General features: G+C 61.8%; 25 protein-coding genes. 15 read left to right on the forward strand and 10 right to left on the reverse strand.

The annotated features are described in order from the left end of the window. Nucleotides 1–10: 10 nt before the first annotated feature. Nucleotides 11–1543, reverse strand: a complete 1533-nt coding sequence (locus ACERHN_RS11790; protein ID WP_415919221.1) for a DUF2125 domain-containing protein — start codon at nt 1541–1543, stop codon at nt 11–13. 135 nt (nt 1544–1678) lie between these two features. On the opposite strand from ACERHN_RS11790, the gene ACERHN_RS11795 reads away from it, so the two are divergent. Together ACERHN_RS11795 and ACERHN_RS11800 are read left to right on the forward strand one after the other, a co-directional pair. Next, entirely contained in the window at nt 1679–2293 is a 615-nt protein-coding gene (locus ACERHN_RS11795) for an enoyl-CoA hydratase/isomerase family protein (protein ID WP_415919222.1), read from the forward strand. 54 nt (nt 2294–2347) lie between these two features. Continuing rightward, on the forward strand, nt 2348–2521 hold the full coding sequence (locus ACERHN_RS11800; protein ID WP_415919223.1) for a hypothetical protein: 174 nt from the start codon (nt 2348–2350) through the stop codon (nt 2519–2521). Here ACERHN_RS11800 and ACERHN_RS11805 read toward each other — a convergent pair. After that, on the reverse strand, nt 2518–2811 hold the full coding sequence (locus ACERHN_RS11805) for an HNH endonuclease (RefSeq protein ID WP_415919224.1): 294 nt from the start codon (nt 2809–2811) through the stop codon (nt 2518–2520). The two genes, ACERHN_RS11800 and ACERHN_RS11805, sit on opposite strands and share 4 nt — an antisense overlap. Before the next feature lie 74 nt (nt 2812–2885). Between ACERHN_RS11805 and ACERHN_RS11810 the strand changes: the two genes are divergently transcribed. Continuing rightward, a complete protein-coding gene (locus tag ACERHN_RS11810) occupies nt 2886–4217 on the forward strand; it encodes a mechanosensitive ion channel family protein (RefSeq protein ID WP_415919225.1) in 1332 nt (443 codons plus the stop codon). Further along, nucleotides 4214–5380, forward strand: a complete 1167-nt coding sequence (locus ACERHN_RS11815; protein ID WP_415919226.1) for a TIGR03862 family flavoprotein — start codon at nt 4214–4216, stop codon at nt 5378–5380. Before ACERHN_RS11810 ends, ACERHN_RS11815 begins: the two co-directional genes overlap by 4 nt. Here ACERHN_RS11815 and ACERHN_RS11820 read toward each other — a convergent pair. Then, nucleotides 5356–5940, reverse strand: coding sequence for a glutathione S-transferase family protein (locus tag ACERHN_RS11820; protein ID WP_415919227.1), 585 nt, complete (start codon nt 5938–5940; stop codon nt 5356–5358). The two genes, ACERHN_RS11815 and ACERHN_RS11820, sit on opposite strands and share 25 nt — an antisense overlap. 133 nt (nt 5941–6073) lie before the next feature. Between ACERHN_RS11820 and ACERHN_RS11825 the strand changes: the two genes are divergently transcribed. Then, nucleotides 6074–6508 carry a GFA family protein gene (locus ACERHN_RS11825; protein ID WP_415919228.1) on the forward strand — a complete coding sequence of 145 codons (435 nt, stop codon included), beginning with the start codon at nt 6074–6076 and terminating at the stop codon, nt 6506–6508. A gap of 79 nt (nt 6509–6587) precedes the next feature. On the opposite strand, the gene holA is transcribed toward ACERHN_RS11825, so the two are convergent. The 4 genes from holA to ACERHN_RS11845 form a co-directional block, all read right to left on the reverse strand. Continuing rightward, a complete protein-coding gene (gene holA, locus ACERHN_RS11830) occupies nt 6588–7589 on the reverse strand; it encodes a DNA polymerase III subunit delta (RefSeq protein ID WP_415919229.1) in 1002 nt (333 codons plus the stop codon). Then, the gene (lptE, locus tag ACERHN_RS11835; protein WP_415919230.1) at nt 7586–8059 is read right to left on the reverse strand and encodes an LPS assembly lipoprotein LptE; all 474 of its coding nucleotides are present in this window, start codon (nt 8057–8059) and stop codon (nt 7586–7588) included. Before lptE ends, holA begins: the two co-directional genes overlap by 4 nt. Next, nucleotides 8046–10610 carry a leucine--tRNA ligase gene (gene leuS, locus ACERHN_RS11840; protein WP_415919231.1) on the reverse strand — a complete coding sequence of 855 codons (2565 nt, stop codon included), beginning with the start codon at nt 10608–10610 and terminating at the stop codon, nt 8046–8048. The genes lptE and leuS overlap by 14 nt, the downstream gene beginning before the upstream one ends. Nucleotides 10611–10698: 88 nt before the next feature. Continuing rightward, a complete protein-coding gene (locus ACERHN_RS11845; protein ID WP_415919232.1) occupies nt 10699–11199 on the reverse strand; it encodes a DUF3576 domain-containing protein in 501 nt (166 codons plus the stop codon). A 248-nt stretch (nt 11200–11447) separates the two neighbouring features. Between ACERHN_RS11845 and ACERHN_RS11850 the strand changes: the two genes are divergently transcribed. The 3 genes from ACERHN_RS11850 to ACERHN_RS11860 all read left to right on the forward strand — a co-directional run bounded on the left by ACERHN_RS11850 (nt 11448) and on the right by ACERHN_RS11860 (nt 13615). After that, entirely contained in the window at nt 11448–12446 is a 999-nt protein-coding gene (locus tag ACERHN_RS11850) for a porin (RefSeq protein ID WP_415919233.1), read from the forward strand. 109 nt (nt 12447–12555) lie between these two features. Beyond that, a complete protein-coding gene (locus ACERHN_RS11855; RefSeq protein ID WP_415919234.1) occupies nt 12556–13212 on the forward strand; it encodes a YggS family pyridoxal phosphate-dependent enzyme in 657 nt (218 codons plus the stop codon). A gap of 85 nt (nt 13213–13297) precedes the next feature. Further along, nucleotides 13298–13615, forward strand: coding sequence for a hypothetical protein (locus tag ACERHN_RS11860; RefSeq protein WP_415919235.1), 318 nt, complete (start codon nt 13298–13300; stop codon nt 13613–13615). 64 nt (nt 13616–13679) lie between these two features. Here the strand turns inward: ACERHN_RS11860 and ACERHN_RS11865 are convergent, their stop codons facing one another. Continuing rightward, nucleotides 13680–14174 carry a L,D-transpeptidase family protein gene (locus ACERHN_RS11865; protein ID WP_415919236.1) on the reverse strand — a complete coding sequence of 165 codons (495 nt, stop codon included), beginning with the start codon at nt 14172–14174 and terminating at the stop codon, nt 13680–13682. Further along, nucleotides 14171–15262, reverse strand: a complete 1092-nt coding sequence (ribA, locus tag ACERHN_RS11870; protein WP_415919237.1) for a GTP cyclohydrolase II — start codon at nt 15260–15262, stop codon at nt 14171–14173. Before ribA ends, ACERHN_RS11865 begins: the two co-directional genes overlap by 4 nt. 176 nt (nt 15263–15438) lie before the next feature. Here ribA and ACERHN_RS11875 point away from each other — a divergent pair, with 176 nt between their 5' ends. The 7 genes from ACERHN_RS11875 (at nt 15439) to ACERHN_RS11905 (ending at nt 20848) form a co-directional block, all read left to right on the forward strand. Continuing rightward, nucleotides 15439–16125, forward strand: coding sequence for a response regulator transcription factor (locus ACERHN_RS11875; RefSeq protein WP_415919238.1), 687 nt, complete (start codon nt 15439–15441; stop codon nt 16123–16125). 301 nt (nt 16126–16426) lie between these two features. Then, a complete protein-coding gene (locus ACERHN_RS11880; protein ID WP_415919239.1) occupies nt 16427–17215 on the forward strand; it encodes an exodeoxyribonuclease III in 789 nt (262 codons plus the stop codon). Nucleotides 17216–17294: 79 nt separating this feature from the next. Then, on the forward strand, nt 17295–17468 hold the full coding sequence (locus ACERHN_RS11885) for a hypothetical protein (protein WP_415919240.1): 174 nt from the start codon (nt 17295–17297) through the stop codon (nt 17466–17468). Between the two features lie 449 nt (nt 17469–17917). Next, a complete protein-coding gene (locus tag ACERHN_RS11890) occupies nt 17918–18745 on the forward strand; it encodes a hypothetical protein (RefSeq protein WP_415919241.1) in 828 nt (275 codons plus the stop codon). 295 nt (nt 18746–19040) lie between these two features. Further along, a complete protein-coding gene (gene trxA, locus ACERHN_RS11895; protein WP_415919242.1) occupies nt 19041–19955 on the forward strand; it encodes a thioredoxin in 915 nt (304 codons plus the stop codon). Nucleotides 19956–19982: 27 nt separating this feature from the next. Beyond that, nucleotides 19983–20624 carry an LON peptidase substrate-binding domain-containing protein gene (locus tag ACERHN_RS11900; protein ID WP_415919243.1) on the forward strand — a complete coding sequence of 214 codons (642 nt, stop codon included), beginning with the start codon at nt 19983–19985 and terminating at the stop codon, nt 20622–20624. Next, a complete protein-coding gene (locus tag ACERHN_RS11905; protein ID WP_415919244.1) occupies nt 20621–20848 on the forward strand; it encodes a Trm112 family protein in 228 nt (75 codons plus the stop codon). The genes ACERHN_RS11900 and ACERHN_RS11905 overlap by 4 nt, the downstream gene beginning before the upstream one ends. On the opposite strand, the gene ACERHN_RS11910 is transcribed toward ACERHN_RS11905, so the two are convergent. Continuing rightward, complete coding sequence (locus ACERHN_RS11910; RefSeq protein ID WP_415919245.1) at nt 20805–22067, reverse strand: FAD-dependent monooxygenase; 1263 nt, start codon at nt 22065–22067, stop codon at nt 20805–20807. The genes ACERHN_RS11905 and ACERHN_RS11910 overlap by 44 nt on opposite strands. Nucleotides 22068–22084 lie beyond the last annotated feature (17 nt).

The following is a 22084-nucleotide window of genomic DNA, read 5'->3' on the forward strand; positions in this document are numbered from 1 at the left end:
AGGGGTGGCCTCAGCGCAGGCGCTGCCCGTTGGCCAGCACGTGGCCTTCGTCATTGACCTCGATCCGCGATGTCAGCGAATCCTCACCTTCGCCCGGCACGGCAAACAGGCCCATCATCATACGTGCGCCCATCGCCTGATCCTCGGGCACAAGACCCATCCCGACCAGCTTGTCCAAGAGCCCATTGCCGCCGACCAGTGACAGGTCAATCGCACCCGCCGGGCGCGGTATGCCGTCAAAGGTCACGAGGTCCGAGTTGTCAAAGGTGAAATCCCCGGCACCGGTCAGTTTCGCCCCAAGGGCGTCCAGTTCCAGCGCGTTGAGTGTCAGCGCGTTCAACTCACCCGGCACCGCGCCGGCCTGTTCCAGAACGGCCGCCTGAGCAGGGTCGAGGAAATCAAACAGGACCTTGGCCTTGCCCGACAGGTCCACCACAAGTGTCGCCGGATCACGCGGCAGCTGGCCTGCGGCGTCAAAGATGTTCCAGATCGCGTCGGACATGGTGAAATCGCTGAACGTCACGCCGAAACCGAAATCCTGTTGCTCTTCGGACTTCTGCACGGGCATCAGGAAATTCGTGGCAATTTCCGCGGCAGAGATCGAGACGGGCAGGGGGAACTGCGTCAGCAGCATGTTCAGATCGACCGCCGTCTGCGTGACGTCGTAATTCAGCCCGTCGGGTGACATCGCAACGCGGATGGAGCCCCCTTCCGAGGCGCTGTTGACCGTACCACCGCCATCCGGACCGTTGAATGTCATGTCATAGCCGCCGCTGGTCGACGCGAACGTGCCGTCAAATTTGAACCCGTCCTCCAGCATGGCGTTCACATCCTGGGTATCGGTGTCGAGCGGCAGATCGCCGCCGCCCGTGAATGTCAGCCCGCCCATTTCGCCGGTCATCTTGAACGTGCCCTCACCGGCGGGATCTTCGAACAGTGCATCATAGGACAGGTTCGCGGCCGCCATGTCCTGCGTGACCGTGCGCACGTCCCCCACGGTGTTGCGGGTGTCATAGGTCACGTCATTTGCCACGACATTCAGTCGCGCAACCTCGTCCGTGAGGATCACGCCCTGCATCTTGATCTCGCCCAGGGCCATGGCCACCTGCGATGCCGCATAGGCATAGGTGATGTCACCCGGCGCGCCGGTCGCCGACATGGTGGGATCGGTCTGTGTGTACCCGATTTTCACGTCGACCATCTCGCCCGGCTCCGCCTCGAAGGTCATGTCGAACGCGGTCTCAGCGGGCAGCGCGATGCTGACCGAGCCGTCGGCCTGACCGGCGAACACGATCTCTTCCAGGGCGATGGCCACCGATCCTTCGCCCGCGTCTTCCCCCAGATCGACGGTCATGGCGATATCCGTCACCGTCAGCGTGTCTCCGGCAAGTGCTTCGGACGCGGTCACGTCATATCCGGCACTGGCCATGTACCCTTTCCAGTCCTCCCACACGTCGCTTGCGGTCAGATCGGCAAAGGCGGCGGTGGCAGGCAGAACCAGCGCCATTGCGGTGGAGGCGGACAGGCGGAAAAGCGAAGGCATAAGGCAGAATCCTTTGGTCAAACAACACATCCATCGTCCGGCAGGCACGGACGCAGGTCAAGCCGGATCGCTGGACCTCGGCCTGACCACGAACTATGCGTGCACAAGCCCGAGTGCAAGAAAGGCAAATGCACCATGATCGACATCGCGCAGTCCGGAACCGTGACCCGCCTGACCCTGCAACGTCCCGACAAGGCAAACGCGTTGACGGCGGACATGATGGCCATGCTGGCCGACGCGGTTGAGGCCGCCCGGGACGCGCATGTTCTGATCCTGACCGGTGCGGGCAAGGTGTTCAGTGCCGGCATGGATCTGGATGCGGCAAAGGATGGATTGGCGACGTCACCGGTTTGGGAACGTCTGTCCGGGGCAATCGACGCGTTTCCGGGGCTCAGTATCGCGGCGCTGAATGGAACGGTCGCGGGCGGTGCGACAGGCATGGTTCTGGCGTGTGATGTGCGCATCGCCGTGCCGCAGGCCCGGTTTTTCTATCCGGTCATGAAGCTCGGCTTTTTGCCGCAACCCAGCGATCCCGCCCGTCTTGCCGCATTGGTCGGACCGGCGCGGGCGCGCCTCATCCTGCTGGCGGGGCAAAAGATCCCGGCAGAGGCCGCGCTGCAATTCGGTCTGATTGACGAGATTGTCGAGGATGGAGACGTCTTGGCCCGTGCCGATGCTTTGGCAGAGGACGCGGCGGCCGCAACGTCGGATCATGTGCGGGCCATCAAGGCGATGTGCGCGTTTCATTAGGGGAATTCACGAAACCGTGTTAGGCTTGGCCAAAGACGCTCAACCCGGTTCGTTATGGCGCGTGATACCTACATTGTTCGACCAAAGAGGCTGGCCCGTGCGGTGCAGCCTGAACCGACGCGCGCCCAACGGATCGAACTGGTGGCGCAGGGTGTTCTGCGGGACCTTGCCGCGCGGCTGAACGAGACATCCGAACCGACCCGTCGCCCCCCGCGCAAGCACCGCTAGCGTTTGCGCCGCGCGCCGGGCACTTTTGATGAAAAGTCCGGCGGACGCTTTGATACCCACGCATAGAACTTTGCCAGCCGGGGATGCGCGCGCAGCGCCTCGGTCGTGTTGTAATCGCGTGCCAGTTCCGCCTCGGTCAGAGTCGCGTGGATTTCCCGGTGACAGATGTGATGCAGCAAGACCGTCGGCCCGCCCTTGCCGCCCTTGAGCTTTGGGATCAGGTGGTGCGCGCTTTGCGGCACACCTGCGGGGATCGGTCGGTCACATAACGGGCAGATCGGGTCTGACATGGCGGCGCTGTCTTGCACTTTGATGGTTCACCGTGACAAGTGTGGCACGACACGCATGGGACAAGAGGTGCGCCATGGAGTTTGACCTGGAAAGCCAGCCGGAGATCGTCCAAACGATCGCAGGCTATGCGCTGCAAGGCTGGGACCTCGCGATGAGCTGGCTGCTCAGCCCGGCGGCGTGGTCGCAGTTTGGCCTTCTGATCGTGGCCTATGTCGCGGCGGTGCTGGTCAACAGGCGGGTCAATCCCGCGCTTGCGCGCCTGCTCGACCCGGGTGAGGCCGACACGTATATCGCACAGGCGCGCCGGTTCGTGGCGCAGTTCTTGCCATTGCTCCTGCCCCTTTTGGCCTATGCCTTTACCGGTATCGGCGAAAGCGTGGTGCGATCCATCTTTGACAGTGGTGCGGTGATTGCGTTCGGCAAACGTGTGTTCCTGTTTCTGGCCGTGCGCGCGCTGGTACGCGACATCATCGCTGACCCGTTCCTGAAGCTGCTGGGACGCTATGTCCTGATACCGGTTGCCGCGCTCTATGCGCTTGGGCTGCTGGGACCTGTGGCGGCGCGGCTCGAGGCGACGATTGTGCCGCTGGGCAACCTGTCCTTTGACCTTTTGTGGCTGATCCAGTTTGTCGTCGTGGCTGGCGTGATCTTCTGGCTGGGCCAATGGTCCAACAGCCAGTCGTCCGAATTCATCAGCAAACAGGATGAAATGCGCCCCTCCCTCCGCCAACTGCTCGCCAAGGCGGTGGAGTTCCTGATCTTTGCCGTCGCGTTCCTTGTTCTGATGAACATCATGGGCATCAACCTGTCGGCGCTTGCGGTGCTTGGCGGCGCCATCGGCGTCGGTCTGGGCTTTGGCCTGCAGAAAATCGCGTCGAACTTCATATCCGGTGTGATCCTTCTGGTCGAAGGGCAGGCAACGGTTGGCGATTACGTGGAACTCGACGGAGGTGAGGCGGGCACCATTGTCAAGATGACGGCACGCGCTGCAATTCTGGAAACCTTCGATGGCCGCTGGATCGTGGTCCCGAACGAAGATTTCATCACGACCCGCGTCGTAAACTACTCGGACAGCGGGTCCGCCAACCGGTACGAGGCGCCGTTCTCCGTCAGCTATGATACCGATATCAACACGGTGCCCGCCATCATCGAAGCCGCCGTGGCAAAACATCCGGAGGTGCTGGATCAGCCGTTTCCACCGGATTGCGAATTACGCGGATTTGGCGACAGCGGCATCGATTTCGCGGTGGAGTTCTGGGTCAACGGAATCGATGACGGGTCCAAAAAGTACACGTCGGATGTCCTGTTCCTGATCTGGAACGCGCTACGCGACAACGACATCACGATCCCTTATCCGCACCGCACGATCGAGTTCAAAGGCCCAGTGCCGCCCCTGTCCGAATGACACGCGTTGCGGTGATCGGGGCCGGTCCCGCAGGGCTTGCCGCGGCGGAAATCGTGGCAGGTGCGGGACATTCGGTCGACGTCTACGAGGCCAAGCCCAGTGCCGCCCGCAAATTCCTGATGGCGGGCAAGTCGGGTCTGAACCTGACCCATGCCGAGCCGATGGAGGCGCTTTTGCCGCGCTATGCAGAGGCCGAAGCCGCCCTCGCACCGGCCCTGCGCGCCTTTGACAATGCCGCCATCACCCGCTGGGCCAACGCTCTCGGACAGGAGACCTTTGCCGGCACAACGGGACGGGTGTTTCCGAAGGCGATGAAGGCATCGCCGTTGCTGCGTGCATGGTTGGGTCGGCTCGACGCGATGGGCGTGCGTTTGCATACCCGCCACCGCTGGACCGGCTGGGATGGCGCGCAACCGGTGATCAACGGATCATCGGTGCCTGCGGACGCCGTGGTCCTTGCCTGCGGCGGGGCCAGTTGGGCGCGGCTTGGCGCTGACGGCGCATGGGCCGACTGGATCGGCGTGCAAACGTGCGCTTTTGCCCCCGCCAATGCCGCACTTTCCGTGGATTGGTCCGATTACATGGTCCGTCACCTCGGCGCGCCCCTCAAAGGTGTCGCATGGCGCGCGGGCCCGTTGCGGTCCCGGGGCGAAGCGGTCCTGTCGGCCAAGGGGCTTGAGGGCGGCGGTATCTATACGGTGTCGCGCGGTGTGCGCGACGGCGCGCGGATCACGCTCGATCTGTTGCCCGACCTCAGCGTGGATGATGTCGCGGCGCGCCTTCTGAAACCGCGCGGCAAGGCAAGCCTTGCCAACCATCTGCGCAAGTCCCTGCGGCTCGACCCGGTCAAGATCGCGCTGTTGCAGGAATGGGGTCGCCCCTTGCCAGACATGGGCGTACCGCTGGCCCGGCGGATCAAGAAGCTGACCGTTGATCATGCGGGCCTGCGTCCCATGGACGAGGCGATATCGACCGCGGGCGGTGTGCCCTTCTCTGCGCTCAATGCGCAGTTCATGCTGCGCGCACGGCCAGGTGTGTTCTGCGCGGGTGAGATGCTCGATTGGGAGGCCCCCACGGGAGGATATCTTTTGACCGCATGTTTCGCCACGGGCCGCTGGGCCGGTCAGGGGGCGGTGGACTATCTCGCGGCGGCAGCCTTGTAGGCCGCGCGGTCCCGCAGGCGTCTGGTATAGGGTTTGATCGCCTCCGGCAGCGGATCGAACTTGGCCACCATCGACCAGCCAAGGCAATGGCTAGCCAGCAGGTCTGGCAGCGTCGGCGCATCGCCCATCAGGAAATCACCCTGCAACATCGTAACCAGCCGTTCTGCATTGCGGGCGAACTCCGCCTTCACCGTGGGCTTTACCTCCGCCACCCGCAGCTTTTCGGGCAGGACAAAGCTGTGCTTGGCCGCCGTCCACAAAAGCGCATCCATCTCGTCGATCAACCACAGGGTCACGGCGTCCTGTCGCGCCCGCGCCGGGGTGCCTGCGGGGGCGGTCATGCCGCCGTGCTTGTCGGCAAGATAGGTCATGATCGCAACCGAATCCGTGAGCACCGCATCGCCGTCCACCAATGCGGGCACCTTGCCCAACGGGTTATAACGCCGGATGTCCTCCGATTGCGGCATCGCGGGCTCAACCTCATAGGGTTGGCCAAGCTCTTCGAGCATCCACATCACGCGGAACGCGCGGCTTTTGGCGGTGCCAATTACACGGTACATCGGGTCACTCCTGTTTGCGGTGCCCGGCCACCATGTCAGGCGCGCGGCACGCAGGCAACGCTGGACGTGCTGACGGAAACTGTCACGGTCACGCGGTACCGCTTGCGCCCACAAGTAACTGAAAGGATCACATATGGCTCACACCGGTTCATGCGTCTGCGGCGCCGTCCGCTTTACCATCACCACGCCAATCAAGGAGACGGGGGCCTGTCATTGCGGGATGTGCCGCAAGTGGTCAGGCGGTGTGTTCATGAGTGTCGCCGTGCCTGAAGGCGGCATGGTTCTCGACGGATCGGACAGCCTCGGCATCTACAGTTCATCCCCATGGGCGGAGCGTGTCTTCTGCAAGACCTGCGGCGGAAACCTGTTCTACAGGATCACCGCGGACGGGCCTTTGCAGGGCGAAATGCATGTCGGGCTGGGCACGCTGGATGACGTCACGGGCATTCCCTTTGCGACCGAAATCTACATCGACCGCAAACCCGACATATACAGCTTCGCCGGAGACGGGCGAACCGTCATGACCGAAGCAGAGGTCGTCGCCATGTTCGGGGGTGAGGTCCCCTGACCTTGATCCACTGGGCGCCACGCCGCCCCGTCTCTGTTCCAAAAAATCCCCCCCGGAGGGTCGATCCGCCCGCCGCAGCCTACCGTGCGCCAAGCATCGCGAGACGGATGAAAGCCCGTTCAACCAGCGCAAGGGCAGGCGCATTCTGGCCAGCGCTGCGCAATTGCAGGTCCGTATCGGTCAAGACGGTCAGAGCGGTTTCCAGCTTGGCCGGACCCCATTTGCGGGCCTGTGCAAGCATACGGTCGCGGTGGGGTCCCCAGATTTGAGGACGACCGGACGTGTCGGTGGCTGCACGGTGTAGGCTGCGGAAATGGCGCATGGCCCCAATGCAGAGCGTCACAGCGTTCACGCCCTGCGCTTGCAGGCGCTGCATCACCGGCCCGATGGCCACCGCGTTGCCATCCGCCACGACCAGCAAAACGTCGTCCACGGCCGCCTCGATGGAGGCGGGTGCGCAGGCCTCGATATCCGCACCGCTTAACGGGGTCGCGTCGCCACGCTTGTAAAGGCCGATCTTTTCCAGCGTCTGGCGAAAGTCACCGGGTTCCAGCGCACGGGCCAGATCCATGAGCTGATGCATCGCCTCTTGCGGCGGGTTCACGATACCCGCCGCGGTCAGGTCGCGTTCGATTTCATCGCGCGTGGGCGGGTTGTCGTAAATCGCAGCAGACAAAGCCCTGGGATGCGCCTCGAACGCTTTGCGCAGTTTCGAGGTTGGTTTGAGGTTGCCCGCGGTCACCACGATCTGTGCATCACCGGGGCCCCACGCGCTGAGCGCATCGGTTATGATCGGCCCCACGGTGTCGTTGGCATCCTCAACCAGCGCCACGCGTGGACCGGGAAAGAACCCGATGGCCTTGATTGCGTCCATCAGTTGCGCGGGATCCTTGCGCAACTCCCCCGCAGCGATCCGGGTGAGGCGCATTTCCTCTTCACCCTGCGACCCAATAAGAGCGGCAACCACCTCTTGCCGTTTCAGCGCCACGCGCATCGCGTCGGTCCCGTGAATCAAGAGGCCTGTGGCCTCCGCGTCGGGCTTGGCGAAATAAGCGTTGGCCTGTGCCGTGTTCAGCTTCACAGCTGTGTGGCCTCCAATTGCAGGACAATCTGATCGGCGAGAATGGTCATCAGCCGTTCCTGCGCATCGCGCCGCGCGGCCAGTGTTGCGACTGTGGTGCCCGTGGCGGAATACCCGACAAAATCATCAACCGCATCGGACCGGATGACCGCGCCCGTGGTCGCATCCGTCAGGGTGTATGTCGCCACCCCGATCAGGTGAAAGCGGCGGATGTCACCATCGGGGTCAATGGCCCGGTCTTCCTGATCCACGGTCAGCGCCACCGCCAGCCGGTAGGCCGGATCGCCCGCACGGCCCAGCCTGTCCTCGATCTGGCGAACAAGGAAGAACCCTTCACGGTCGACCGGTGGATCGACCAGCACATTGTTTTGCAATGCCGCACCTGTGCCGTTCGGGCCATAGACGGGTGCAAAGCCGCACGCCGCGACGGCCAGGCAGAGAATGAGACAGAGGGGCTTAAACCACGACATTGACGATGCGACCCGGAACCACGATGACCTTCTTGGGCGTCCCACCATCGAGCGCCCGTGTCACAGCATCGGTTGCCAGCGCCGCCTTTTCAACCTCTGCCTTATCCATGTCGGCCGGCACGGTCAGCTCTCCGCGGCGTTTGCCGTTGATCTGGATGGGCAGCGTGACGGTATCGGATTTCAACATCGCCTCATCTGCAACCGGCCAGTGGGCGTGAATGATCAGACCCTCGCCGCCCTGATGGGCCCAGATATCTTCGGCCAGGTGCGGCGTCATGGGGGCCATCAGTTGCGCCAGTGTCATGATCGCTTCGCGCTGCGCGGCGTGGCTGGCCTTGGACTTCGACAGGGTCGCGGTGAAACCGTAGAGCTTGGCAATGGCGGCATTGAACCCGAACGATTCGACACCCAGCGTGACGTCGTGAATGCAGGCATGCATTGCGCGCAAGAGGTCGTCGTCAGCGGAGCTGCGCGTAGAGGAAGCGTCACCTTCGCCCTTGGCATCGGACTCCATTGCAGCGATCCGGTCACACAGGCTCCAGACCCGCGCGAGGTGCTTGTACGCGGCCTCAGCCCCGGAGGCCGTCCATTCCACGTCCCGCTCGGGGGGCGAGTCGCTCAGCACAAACCACCGCGCCGTGTCCGCGCCATAGCTTGCGATGATGCCCAGCGGATCAACGACGTTCTTCTTGGACTTGGACATCTTGGCGGACGGGATCACCTCGACCGCGGTGCCGTCTGCCAGTTTTCCGTCCGTTACGTCTTCGGGCAGGTGATAGACCGGGCGATCGTTCTCGTCGCGCGTCTGGTAAATCTCGTGCGTCACCATCCCTTGGGTAAAGAGCGCATCAAACGGCTCTTCGCACCCTTGCGGCAAATGGCCCGTAATTCGCATCGCGCGGGCAAAGAAACGGGAATAAAGCAGGTGCAGGATCGCGTGTTCAATCCCGCCGATATACTGATCCACATTCATCCAGTAGGCGGCGTCATCAACATCCGTCGGCGTATCGGCGCGGGGCGCGGTGAAGCGCGCGAAATACCACGACGAATCCACGAACGTGTCCATCGTGTCGGTTTCCCGTTTCGCGGGCTTGCCGCAGGCGGGGCAGGGCACGTCGCGCCATGTCGGGTGCCGGTCCAGCGGGTTGCCTGGGATGTCAAAGCTGACATCATCGGGCAGCACCACGGGCAGGTTCTCTTTCTTCTCTGGCACCACGCCGCAGCTGTCGCAATGCACCACCGGGATCGGACAACCCCAGTAGCGCTGGCGGCTGAGACCCCAGTCGCGGAGGCGGTATTGGGTCTGGCCCGTGCCGAGCCCCTTGGCCTCGAACCAGTCAATGGTCGCGTCAATCGCCTCTTGGCTCGTCACCTCGGCAACACCGGCAAAGTGGTCGATGAACTGCACCTTTTCGGTTTTGGCCGGCACAAGCGCCTCATTTTCGACTTCGGTCGTGTCGCCGGGCATGTAGAACGCATTGCGCACCGGCAGGTCGTATTTGCGCGCAAAATCAAGGTCGCGCTGGTCATGGGCCGGGCAGCCGAACACCGCACCGGTGCCGTAGTCCATCAGCACGAAATTCCCGATCCAGACCGGCAGCTCTACGTCATCATAAACGGGGTGTTTGACAGTCAGGCCGGTGTCGATCCCCTTCTTTTCCGCCTTTTCCATGGCGGCTTCGGTCGTGTCCATCTTGCGGCATTCGTCGATGAACGACGCAAGCTCGGGCCGGTCGGCCTCCAGCGCTTTGGCCACGGGATGATCCGGTGCGATGGCGATGAACGACGCGCCGCGCATCGTGTCGGGACGGGTGGAGTAGCACTGGATCGTACCGTTGCCATCGGTGCGGTGGAACGTGATCTCGATCCCGCGCGATTCGCCGATCCAGTTCTCCTGCATCAGGCGCACCTTGGCGGGCCAGTTCTCCAACCCGTCGAGCGCCGATTTCAGCTCGCCCGCCATATCGGAAATCTTGAAGAACCACTGCGTCAGCTCGCGCCGTTCCACCTCGGCCCCTGACCGCCAGCCCTTGCCATCAATCACCTGTTCATTGGCGAGCACGGTCATATCGACCGGGTCCCAGTTCACCTGCGCGTTCTTGCGATAGACCAGACCGGCCTCGAGCATATCGAGGAACAGCGCTTGCTGCTGGCCGTAATATTCCGGATCGCAGGTGGCAAATTCGCGCGACCAGTCAATGGACAGGCCAAGCGGTTTCATCTGCCCGCGCATGTCCGCGATATTGTCGTATGTCCATGTTTTGGGGTGGCCGCCGATGGCCATCGCCGCGTTTTCGGCAGGCATCCCGAACGCGTCCCATCCCATCGGGTGCAGCACGTTGTGCCCGGTCGACATCTTGTAGCGCGCGATCACGTCGCCCATCGTGTAGTTGCGCACATGCCCCATGTGGATGCGGCCGGAGGGGTAGGGGAACATCTCGAGCACATAGTATTTCGGCTTGTCCGCGCTGCGCTTGGCCTTGAACACGTCGGCCTTTTCCCAGGCCTCTTGCCAGCGGGCTTCGATCTCGGACGGAGTGTAGGTGGCCATGATACTAATCTCTTGCGCGGTTGAAACGAAAACGCCGGGCAGGGGCCCGGCGCTGTTCTTAGTGTGGAAAGCCGTGGGCTAAAAGGGGCTAGCGTCCACCATCCGCAATGCGCAGTTGCCGTGCGCGGGTCAGGATCGCGTCTTCAACCGCGCGCACCGTGGATGCACCCGCCGGACCACGCCGCGTTTGCAGCGCGACGTTCAGCGACCGGGCATCGAGTGCCGGGTCCTGGATAAGGACGGTTGCACGGTATGCGGTGCCACCCCCGGGTGGTGTGCCAAATCCGGTGATGATCACGCCGGTATAGGGATCGACCTCCTGGATCGGCAGGAAATCCAGAACCTGCAGCGACGCCGTCCAGATATAACGGTTGACCTGCACGATCCGTTCTTCGTTGCGCCGGTTGGCCAGCGCTTCCTGGATTGTCGTACCTGCGCCACCCGTCTGTTCCCGCGCAATATCGGGATCTTGCTCGGGCGGACCGGCGCTGTTGGATCCAAATCGCAGGCCACAGCCTGCCAAACCCAATATGAGGGCAAACCCCAAAATCTGCACCGCGCGCCGCGCGACATTGCGATCCTTGCTCATCCGGTGTCCCACCCGTTCTTGCCTGTGCGTTGTGATAGACAACTTGATGCGCCCTCGCAAGGCGGGTGCAATATAAGCTGTGGCGGTGTCCGGATGGCGACTGTGGCAAAGCTGCACCATCCCCTACCGGAATTGCCGCGGGTCAAAAGGCCCTCCTTGAGATGCACCACCAAATGAGTGACACAGCATCCATCCCCTCGCCGGATTCCCCGGTTAGGGCGTGTGACTAGAAAACCGAGGGAAAACTCATGAAAAAAGTTCTCTTCGCTACAACCGCGCTCATCGCCACCACAGGCATGGCAGCTGCGGAAGTAACGTTTGGTGGCTTTGGCCGTTTCGGCCTGTTCTACCAAGAAGGCAATGACGGAACGATTGGCAACGATGACACGCGCATCGAACAGCGTTTCCGCCTGACAGCAACCGGCACAGCCACTGCAGACAACGGTCTGGAGTTCGAAGGCCGTATCCGTTGGCAGACAGACGACCAAGCAAACGGCAACTCCAACGTTGCACAGCGCTCCGCAGCTGGTTTTGCTGTGTCGACAGGCGGCTTCCGCCTCGACGTTGGTAACGTGTCCGACGTGATCGACTCCGGCGACGTGGTCAACTTCTACGGTTATGGCGTTGGTCTGACATCGTTCGCCGAACAGTCGTCCGGCTACAACCTGGGTTCCGTCCCTGGCACAGCCAACGTTGTGAGCGGCTTCGGTGTGTCCGGCGACGACACAGAAGTCCTGCCCACAGTGAAACTGCGCTACACAGCTGGCGACTTCACAGTGTCCGCATCGGTTACCGACGGCACAACGGCTCAGACAGCGACAACAGCGACTGAATTCGAAGAGTACATGATCGGTGTTGGCTACAACTTCGGCAACTACTCGGTTGGCGCAGCCATCGGTAGCGCAGAAGCAACTGCTGTGACTGCAACGACATCGACAAGCGTTGACAACGATTTCTGGGCGATCTCGTTCGACGGTGAAATCGGTGCGTTCGCATTCTCGATCCTGGTTGCTGACGATGACACAGCCGGTACCGACACACGCTACGGTTTCTCGGTCAAGTACGACATCTCCGACGCGACTGAAATCCGCTTTGCCTTCTCCGACACTGGCGTTGACGCCAATGACGAAGTTGTCGCAATCGGCTTCCGTCACGGTCTGGGCGGCGGTGTGTCGCTGCGCGGCGGTATCGGCCAAAACACAGCCGGCAACACCGTTGCTGACCTGGGTGTGATCTTCAACTTCTAATAGTTGAAATCATCCGACGATTTGGGGCGTGCCTATGGCGCGCCCCTTTTCTTTTGCCTGCAAAGCATAGTTTAAGGGCGCAACACAGACCCCCACAGGACCCGCGCCCATGTCCCTCGCTGAAATCACCGCCCGCATCGAGACCGCTACGCAAAAAGCGGGCCGCGCCTCTGGGTCCGTCCACCTCATCGCGGTCAGCAAGGTACAGCCAAACGAACGGGTGGCTGCGGTGCTCGACCAGGGCCACCGCTGTTTTGGTGAAAACCGTGTGCAGGAAGCGGCTGGCAAATGGCCTGACTTTCGCAGCGCATATGACAATATCGACCTGCACCTCATTGGACCGCTGCAAACCAACAAGGCACGCCAGGCCATCGCGCTATGCCAATCCATCCATACCCTGGATCGGCCAAAGCTGGCGACAACGCTTGCCCGCCTTGCACAGGAAACCGGGCACTGCCCTGATCTCTTCATCCAGGTGAACACGGGCGAAGAACCGCAAAAGGCGGGCGTGCTGCTCGCCGATACGGACGCGTTTGTGACTATGTGCCGGGAACTCGACCTCCCGGTGCGGGGCCTCATGTGCATCCCGCCTGTAGACGAAGAACCCAGCTTGCACTTTGCCTTGCTGGCAAAACTTGCCGCTCGAAACGGCCTCGATCAACTGTCCATGGGGATGAGCGCCGACTTTGAAACGGCCATTGCCCTCGGTGCCACCCATGTGCGCGTGGGCTCTGCCATCTTTGGTGCGCGCACGGGAACAGCCTGACGAAAGGACGGCCCTACGCACCCGCTGTGCAACGTCCTTTCAAACCAACTGTATTGTAAAACATCTACCCATCCTTGGCGTCGCCTTGTGTCTCGCCAGCCCGGCTGCCGTAGAATTCAACATTGCTTTCAATTGGGGCGACATCCCGGCCTTTCACCTTTCCCTCGTGTCCGAGGGGACGACGCGCATCGATTTCAAACTCGTTGATCTAGACGTGCCAAGCTTCAGTCACGGCGGTGGCAAGGTGAAGGTCATCCAGAATGGAACGCTCCCCTTTGGTGCTTTCAAATGGAAAAGCGCCTGCCCTTCGGGAGAGGTCCACACCTATCAATGGCAAACAAGGACCAAAGCAGGGCGCAAGGTGCTCGCGACCGCCAGGGCGAACCGCAAGTATCCCGAATAGGACTGATCCCGCGTCTCTGTTCTGAAAAAATCCTCCCCGAAGGGCCGGGTTGCCATCCGGCTCCTCAGGGTACGATCAGCCGTGTTTCATATCCGATCCGCGGCGCAATCCACGCCAGATCACCGGGACGCAGGCCGATACAGCCTTCGGTCGGATAACCGGGCCTGCGCCATCGGTGAATGAAAATCGCCGACCCCCGGCCCGGCACCGCATATGGCCAGTTCCAATCGGTCAAAATCACCAGATCATAAAGCGGGTCCGCCCGCCGCAGCACTTCGTGCGAGGGCGCGTAGGGCGCGCGCACCATGTGATTATAGTCTTCGTCCCCGGGATCATCGGACCACACATCACCCGGACGGATCGGCACCGCCCAATCTGCAGGCTGTGCCATACGGTCCGGTCGATAGAGCATGCCAACAATGCGGTGCACGCCGCGCGGGGTCGCGCCGTCTCCTTCGGCCTTGCGATCCGACAGTCCCCCGCGCCCGATCGTGCAGGGAAACACGCGTCCGGCGAAACGCAAACCGCGTGGGCACACCACCATGTCCCGTGGCGTCACAGCAGGTGCCCCGATTTTGCGGCCTTCGTCGCGAGGTAGCCGTGGTTGTGATGCGTCTCACCGACCTTGAGCGGCACGCGCTCGGGCACTGCGATACCGCTGGCCTCCATCATCGCGATCTTGGCGGGGTTGTTGGTGAGGAGCCGTACAGCGCTGAACCCAAGTGACTTCAGGATGTCCGACCCCAGTCGAAAGTCCCGCTCATCATCCTCGAACCCGAGCCGGTGATTGGCTTCGACCGTATCGAACCCCTGATCCTGCAAGGCATAGGCGCGCATTTTGTTGGCCAGACCGATGCCGCGCCCTTCCTGGTTGAGATACAGCAACACGCCCGCACCTTCGGCCCCCATCTGCGCCAGTGCGCCGCGCAGTTGCGGTCCGCAATCGCATTTGAGTGACCCCATGAGATCCCCGGTGAAACAGGCCGAGTGCAGTCGGGCCAGCACAGGCCGCGCACGGTCGGGGCGTCCGATCTCAACCGCGTAATGCTCTTCGCTGCCGTCTTCGGGGCGGAAAACATGCAGCCGTCCGGCCTCGGACACGGCCAGTGGCAGACGTGCGTGTACGACCGGGTGCAACGGGCTGCTGGTGCTGAGATGGGGTTGGGCTGCGTCAAGGTCGATCATCGTCAGGCCGTATCGGCTGACAGTGCTTTGCGCATCCTCGTCGATGTCGACGCAGAACACCGCTGGCAACAGCCGGGCCGCCTTGCACAGCATGATCGCCGCGCGGTGCGTCGCCGCATCGCCTGCGCGTCGCGTCGCAAGCGGACCTTTCATGGGCGTTTGCAGATCGTCCTTTGGATCGGCCAGTGCTTGCAGCATGCCTAGGTCCATGTCCGCGCGCACCTCGATCCTCGCCAGATCGCCGTCATAGACCCGCGCCTTGAGGGTCTGAGCCCGCCACGCGGTCACGGCAAGGACCGGATCGCGGCCCACGCCGCGCAGCATGGCCAACCGGTCCGAGGACAGCGTTTCCGCGGCGGCTATGATCACTGGCGTGGCACCGGAAATGACCACCGGCACCCCCATCCGCAGGTCACCACGTGCCCGGGCCAAGGTTTCAATGATATCAGGCCCAAGAGGCATTCCGCGATCCCATGTTACAACGGCGGCCGTCCCGCCCGCCTGACATAAGCAAATCGCAGCGGAATTGAAACATTTCACGGCCCCGCGACACATGGCCGTGAGAGACGGATGGCAAAACTTGCCCAATGAGCGGCCTTCACACATGTATCACTCAACAAACACGGAGGTGTGCACCCATGGCACAGTTGAAAAAAATCCTGCTGGTCGATGATGACGAAGACCTGCGCGAAGCGCTCAGCGAACAGTTGATCATGACCGAAGACTTTGATGTGTTCGAGGCCGCAAACGGTCAGGATGCGTTGGTGCGCGCCAAGGAAGCGATCTATGACCTGGTGATCCTCGACGTGGGCCTGCCCGACACGGATGGGCGCGAGTTGTGCCGTGTCATGCGCAAACAGGGCGTGAAGTCGCCCATCCTGATGCTGACCGGTCATGATACGGATGCCGACACGATCCTCGGCCTTGATGCGGGGGCCAACGACTATGTGACCAAGCCCTTCAAGTTCCCCGTTCTTTTGGCCCGCATCCGCGCGCAGCTGCGCCAGCATGAACAATCAGAGGATGCCGTGTTCACGCTTGGGCCCTACACGTTCAAGCCATCGGTCAAGATGCTGGTCACCGAAGACGACCGCAAAATCCGCCTGACCGAGAAAGAGACGAACATCCTCAAGTTCCTCTATCGCTCGACCGATGGTGTTGTGGCGCGCGACGTGCTGCTGCACGAGGTTTGGGGATACAACGCGGGTGTGACGACGCACACGCTCGAGACACATATCTACCGTCTGCGCCAGAAAATTGAACCGGACCCATCCAATGCCCGTCTTCTCGTGACCGAATCCGGTGGGTACCGTCTGGTGTCTTGATCTGGGTCAAGGTGGCCTTGAACTGCGCCGCCTATGACTTACCTGATGCTGCACATGGCCAGCGGGTTTCTGACCCAAGCTATGTACCTCCCTGTTGGACTTGCCCGGGCTTCGTGCCCGGGTTTTTTTGTGCGTTGCGTGATCCAGATGACGCCTGCGGCGACAACATTATGAGGGGGCTCTGCCCCCTGCTCTGCGAGCGTCCCCCGGGATTTTTTGAACAGAGACAGGGTTGCATTGGCGCTGGTGGAGCCGCGCGCGCGCGGCTACGGTCGGAGGTGTCAGTCTATCGGAGCCGTCCATGTCCTTCACTCTTTCCACCTGGAACATCAACTCTGTGCGCTTGCGCGAGCCCATCGTGCTGAAATTGCTGGAGGAAGAGGGGCCGGATGTGCTGTGCCTGCAGGAATGCAAGAGCCCGGTGGACAAGATCCCGCGGGAGGGGTTTGCGGCACTTGGTTATCCCCACATGGTGGCGCGCGGCGACAAGGGATATAATGGCGTCGCCATTCTGTCGCGCACACCGATCGAAGAGGCAGGGGCGTTTGATTTCGCCGGCCTCGGTCATGCGCGCCATATTGCAGGGCGGTTGGAAAACGGTGTTACGGTGCACAATTTTTACGTGCCTGCGGGTGGGGACGTGCCGGACCGCGACAAGAACGAGAAGTTTGGCCAAAAGCTCGATTATCTGGCGGATATGCGGGATCATTTTGCGGCTTCGAAACCGGAAAAGTCCATTCTGGTTGGCGATCTGAACATTGCGCCACGTGAGGATGACGTCTGGAGCCACAAGCAGTTGTTGAAGGTTGTGAGCCATACGCCGGCGGAGGTGGATGCGCTGGCCGAGGTGCAGGCAGCGGGCGCGTGGGTCGATGTGACACGGCAGGATATTCCGGAGGGGCAGCTTTATTCCTGGTGGAGTTACCGGGCGAAGGACTGGGATGCAGCGGACAAGGGGCGGCGGTTGGATCATATCTGGGCGACGCCGGACATTTCGGGTGCGGCATCGGGGAGCCGTGTGTTGCGGGATGCACGTGGGTGGGAGAAGCCGAGCGACCATGCGCCGGTGTTCGCGACGTTTGATGTGTGATGCTTGGGTGTTGCCATCCAGGCTTATTGGTTGAGTGCTGCGTGCGGCTGCATTTGAGTGATCCGCGGAGGGATAGGCAATGACCGAAGTGGAAAAGGCGTTTGATCTGGCGACGCGCTTGATCGCCGATGCGACCGCCAGTGGCGCGACCCGTTTGGACCTGTCCCAGCCTGGCACCCGCGCCCTTGAGCGCCTGCCGGACAGCATCGCAGATCTTGAGATGCTTGAGGAGTTGCATTGCGCCGACACATAGATCGACGATCTGACGCCGATTTCCGGCCTAAGGGGTTTGCGTGTCCTTCAGCTGGGAGGCACGCAAGTCGTCGATCTGCAACATCTGTCCCGCTTGGAACATCTGGCAAGTTTGCGGCTCAGAAACACTTCTGTGGTCGACCTCGCGCCGATATCCGGGTTGACCAGCTGGACCTTGCAAGAACGCGAGTAATTGACCTTCTTCCTCTCTCATCCTTAACCCTTCTGACATGGCTGAACCTTGCCGAAACTGATGTGACGGATGTGTCGCCCATTGCTGGTCTCATAAACCTTGATGGTCTTACAATTGATGGAACAAAGGTAACCGACATAGGACCGCTTTCCGGCCTCATTCTTTTAGATGCACTATGGCTGGATGAATCCGATGTGCAGGACCTTCGTCCGACGAGAAATTTGCCGTTGTTGCTGACTGCGCCTGAGGGTAGTGAGTTGACCTTTCTACATTGCGCGGCCACGGGAATTGATCCGCGCATCAAAGAAATCTCTGAGATAGAAGACGACTCTGAACGCGCTCGCGCTCTCTTTGACTACCTCAAAGACTGGACGCCGCCGGGGGCCCCGCCGCCTCTGCTCCTCACCGGTCCGCTTCTGTCTGATAGTCTCATTGAGATCGAGCGGGCGGCGGATGAATTCTATGCCGCTTCCCTGACCGACACGTCGGCCAAACCGGTGGATCAGCGCCATGCAGATCTGGTCGAAGCACTCAATTTCATCTCCACCCGGCTCAGCGGGACGACGGAAAACCGCTTGGGCAAGGAGATTTGCCAGAACTTCCAGGATTATGCGCAGTTTGTGCTGCAAACACCTGTGAACGGGCGCATTCTGTGGTTTCTGGCCAACGGTGTGCGTGCTGTTTTGAGCGATCCGTATAAGGTCGAAGCGCTCGATGGGTTCGACATGTCGCGGATCACCGGGTTTTTGTCCGAAAGTGATGCGCTGATACAGGAATACTATCCCGATGCGATGCGCGGTGCGCAGTTTGAGACGGAAACACCGCCCGATGTGCTGAGCCGTGAGCTGCCACCGCGACTGGCGGCAGCGCGCGACATCCTTGCCGCCGAGGATGCGCGGGGTGTGTTTGCTCAGAATGTCAGCGATACGCTCGAAATGCTGATCCGCCGCGAGGAAGGGGCGCGGCGTGGGTATTTGACGGCGGCAACGGATGAAGACAGAGAGGCCGCGGGTAAGGAATTGCAGCGCGTGTCGGTTCAGGCGACGGCTGTTCTCGGGCGGATCAACGGGCGCTTGACGGAGTGACTAAAAACCACGGGCGAATGGGCCAAACTTCAGGCGCAGCATGCCAAGGACCATCCTTTGGGCACGACTGCCGCAGCTGGTGGGGCCGCAGGGGCCGTTTATTGGGTGGTGCAGAAGCTGACCCCGGTTTTTGAAGCCCTTTGGAAGCTGATTGGCAATCTGCCTCTTCCTGGGTTCTGAGCGATGTCCCGAATGCAGGGGAAACCAGCGATGAACCCGCGGGTGACATCCCCCCCTTGGCACTCCCTGCATTCCCATCCATATATCCCAAAACGATGAGAGAAGGACCACGATCATGGATTTGGGATTGTCTGCAGGCCCTGACGCGGCCGATTTGATCAAGGACGGCTCCGAAGCCACCTTCATGCAGGATGTGGTCGAGGCGTCCCAGACCACGCCGGTGATCGTCGATTTCTGGGCTCCGTGGTGTGGCCCCTGCAAAACGCTTGGTCCGCTTCTCGAAGACGCTGTCAAAGCCGCCAAAGGGGCGGTGAAGATGGTCAAGATCAACGTGGACGAAGCGCAGATGATCGCGTCGCAGATGCGGATCCAATCCATTCCGACCGTCTATGCGTTCTGGCAGGGCCAACCGGTGGACGGGTTTCAGGGCGCGGTGCCGGGGTCCGAAATCACTGCCTTCGTAGAGCGTGTGATTGAGACGGCGGGTGGTGAAGCGCCGGGGGCAGGGCTGGACGATGCTGTGGCCGCGGCAGAAGAGATGTTGGCCGAAGGCGCGGCTGTGGATGCAGCGCAAACCTTTGCCGCGATCCTTGGCGAAGAGCCGAACCATGCGGGTGCCTATGGCGGGCTTGTGCGGTCGCACATCGCGATGGACGATCTGGAGCAGGCCGAGGCGATCCTGAACGGTGCACCAGCCGAGATTTCGGACAGCCCGGAGCTGGAAGCGGCACATGCGCAACTGCAGCTTGCCAAGCAGGCTGCGGATGCAGGGCCCGTGGCCGAACTGCGTGCTGCGGTTGACGCCAATCCGGACGATATGCAGGCGCGGTTTGACCTTGCACAGGCCTTGCACGCCAGCGGCGATGCGGAGGGCGCGGTTGATGCGCTTCTCGATATGTTCAAGCGCGACCGTGAATGGAACGACGGTGCTGCCAAGGCGCAGCTTTTCACCATCTTTGATGCGCTCAAGCCAAACGACCCGGTTGTTCTGAACGGGCGGCGGCGTCTGAGTTCGATGATATTTGCCTGAGCCGTGCGGCGGGCTAGCTGATATTTCATGATAAAAGTGGCAGACCTCCCCGGGACGATTCCCGTGTTTCCATTGCCGGGTGCGCTTTTGCTGCCGCGCGCGCGCCTTCCGCTGCACATCTTTGAGCCGCGCTATCTCCAGATGCTGGACGACGCGCTGAAAACGCCGGGTCGGTTGATCGGAATGGTACAGCCGAACGAGGTTGCGGGGCGCGACGGGCACGGGTTGCACACCATTGGGTGTGCCGGGCGCCTGACCCAGTTTTCAGAGACCGAGGACAACCGATATTTGATTACGCTCACCGGGATTTCGCGCTTCCGGGTGACAGCGGAGGTCGAAGGGTTCACACCTTACCGCCGGTGCGAAGTCAATTGGGACGGATTTGACCGGGATCGGGGCCGGACCGAAGAGGACACGACATTCGACCGGCCCGCGTTTCTCGACACGTTGGGACGCTATTTTGACGCGCGGTCGCTATCGGCAGACTGGGAAACGCTCAAGGAGGCGGATGACGAATTGCTGATCAATTCGCTGTCGATGATGTTGGATTTCGATGCCGAGGACAAACAGGCGCTGCTCGAAGCGCCGTCGCTCAGCACGCGGCGCGAGACGTTGATCACGCTGATCGAATTTGATCTGCGCGGCGGCGAAGGCGAGATGATGCAATGACCGACACTGTCGTGGATCGCCGCATGCTGGAGGCGCTGATTTGCCCCGAAACGCACGGCACGCTCCGCTATGATGCGGAGCGGAACGAACTGGTGTCGGAAGGCGCCGGTCAGGCCTATCCGATCCGCAACGGGATTCCGGTCATGTTGGTGGATGAGGCCCGGTCGCTTGATGATGACGCTAAAGCGCCTGACCTTTCATCAGGCGCGGCAGATCCCCGGTAAGCCCGGCAGCCTCGCGCATGAACCCGCGGCGCAGGCCGGGCAGGGCGTTCACAACTCCCATGCCGATATCGCGCACCGTTCGGATCAATGAACTGTCATTTGAGAACAATCGGTTAAAGCTGTCCGTGGCGACGGCCAGCGCGGTGTTGTCGAACCGGCGCCACTCTTCGTAGCGGCACAGCACTTGCGGGCTTCCGATGTCTTCACCCCGGCGCACCGCATCCGTGATCACCTCGGCCAGCGCGGCGACGTCGCGCATACCGGCATTCAGGCCCTGACCCGCAATCGGGTGCACGCCGTGGGCGGCATCGGCAATCAGGGCCACGCGGTCGGCCACCAATGTCTGGGCCAGCGACAGGGACAACGGATACGTGTACCGTTTGCCGGTCAGGCTGATCTCTCCCAGGAAATCGCCAAAACGCGGCCGCAGCATCGTCAGATAGTCGGCATCGGGGAGCGCTTGAAAGGCTTCGGCGTTTTCGGCGGTCTCGCTCCAGACGATGGAGCTGACATTGCCGGGCAGTGGCAGAATGGCAAGCGGGCCGGGGGGCATGAAGAACTGGTGTGCGACGCCGTTGTGCGGTTTCTCGTGCGCGATGGCGCAGACCAGCGCCGTTTGCCCATAGCTCCAACCGGTCCGCTTGATCCCGGCCCGTGCGGCGGTGCCGCTGCTGCGACCGTCGGCACCGATCAGGAGCGGCGCGCAATGCGTATCGCCGTTGTCGAGTGTGACGGTCACCGCGCCGGGGCTGACCGAATGGTCGGTCACTGTACGGCCCGCGATATGGGTGATCCCGTCGGCGTCCGCCATCGCATCCAGTAGAACGCGGCGCAGGTGACGGTCCTGGATCATGTGACCCATCGGACCCTCTTCGATTTCGGCGTGGTCAAAATGCATAAAGAAGGGCGACGGCCCTTGCCCGGCGCGCCCGTCAGACACCTTGATTTCAAGGATCGGCTGCGCGTGCTCTTGCAGCCCTGACCACAAATCCAGCGCTTGCAGCAATCGGCAGGACGTGAGCGCCACGGCATAGCTGCGCCCATCGAAACCGGCATTGCGCCGCACCTTTTCGCCAAGCGCGTCGATCACCGTTACGCGCTGTCCCGTCCGGGCCAGAGCAAGGGCAAGGAGGGGGCCTGCGAGGCCGCCACCGGTGATCAGGATATCGCTGCGGTGCATCATGCGGGGCAATATGGATGCGGTCATGGGATTGTCCATGCGTTGCGACGTCGCTA

The organism is Tateyamaria rhodophyticola, assembly GCF_047777875.1.
Taxonomy (GTDB): Bacteria; Pseudomonadota; Alphaproteobacteria; order Rhodobacterales; family Rhodobacteraceae; genus Tateyamaria.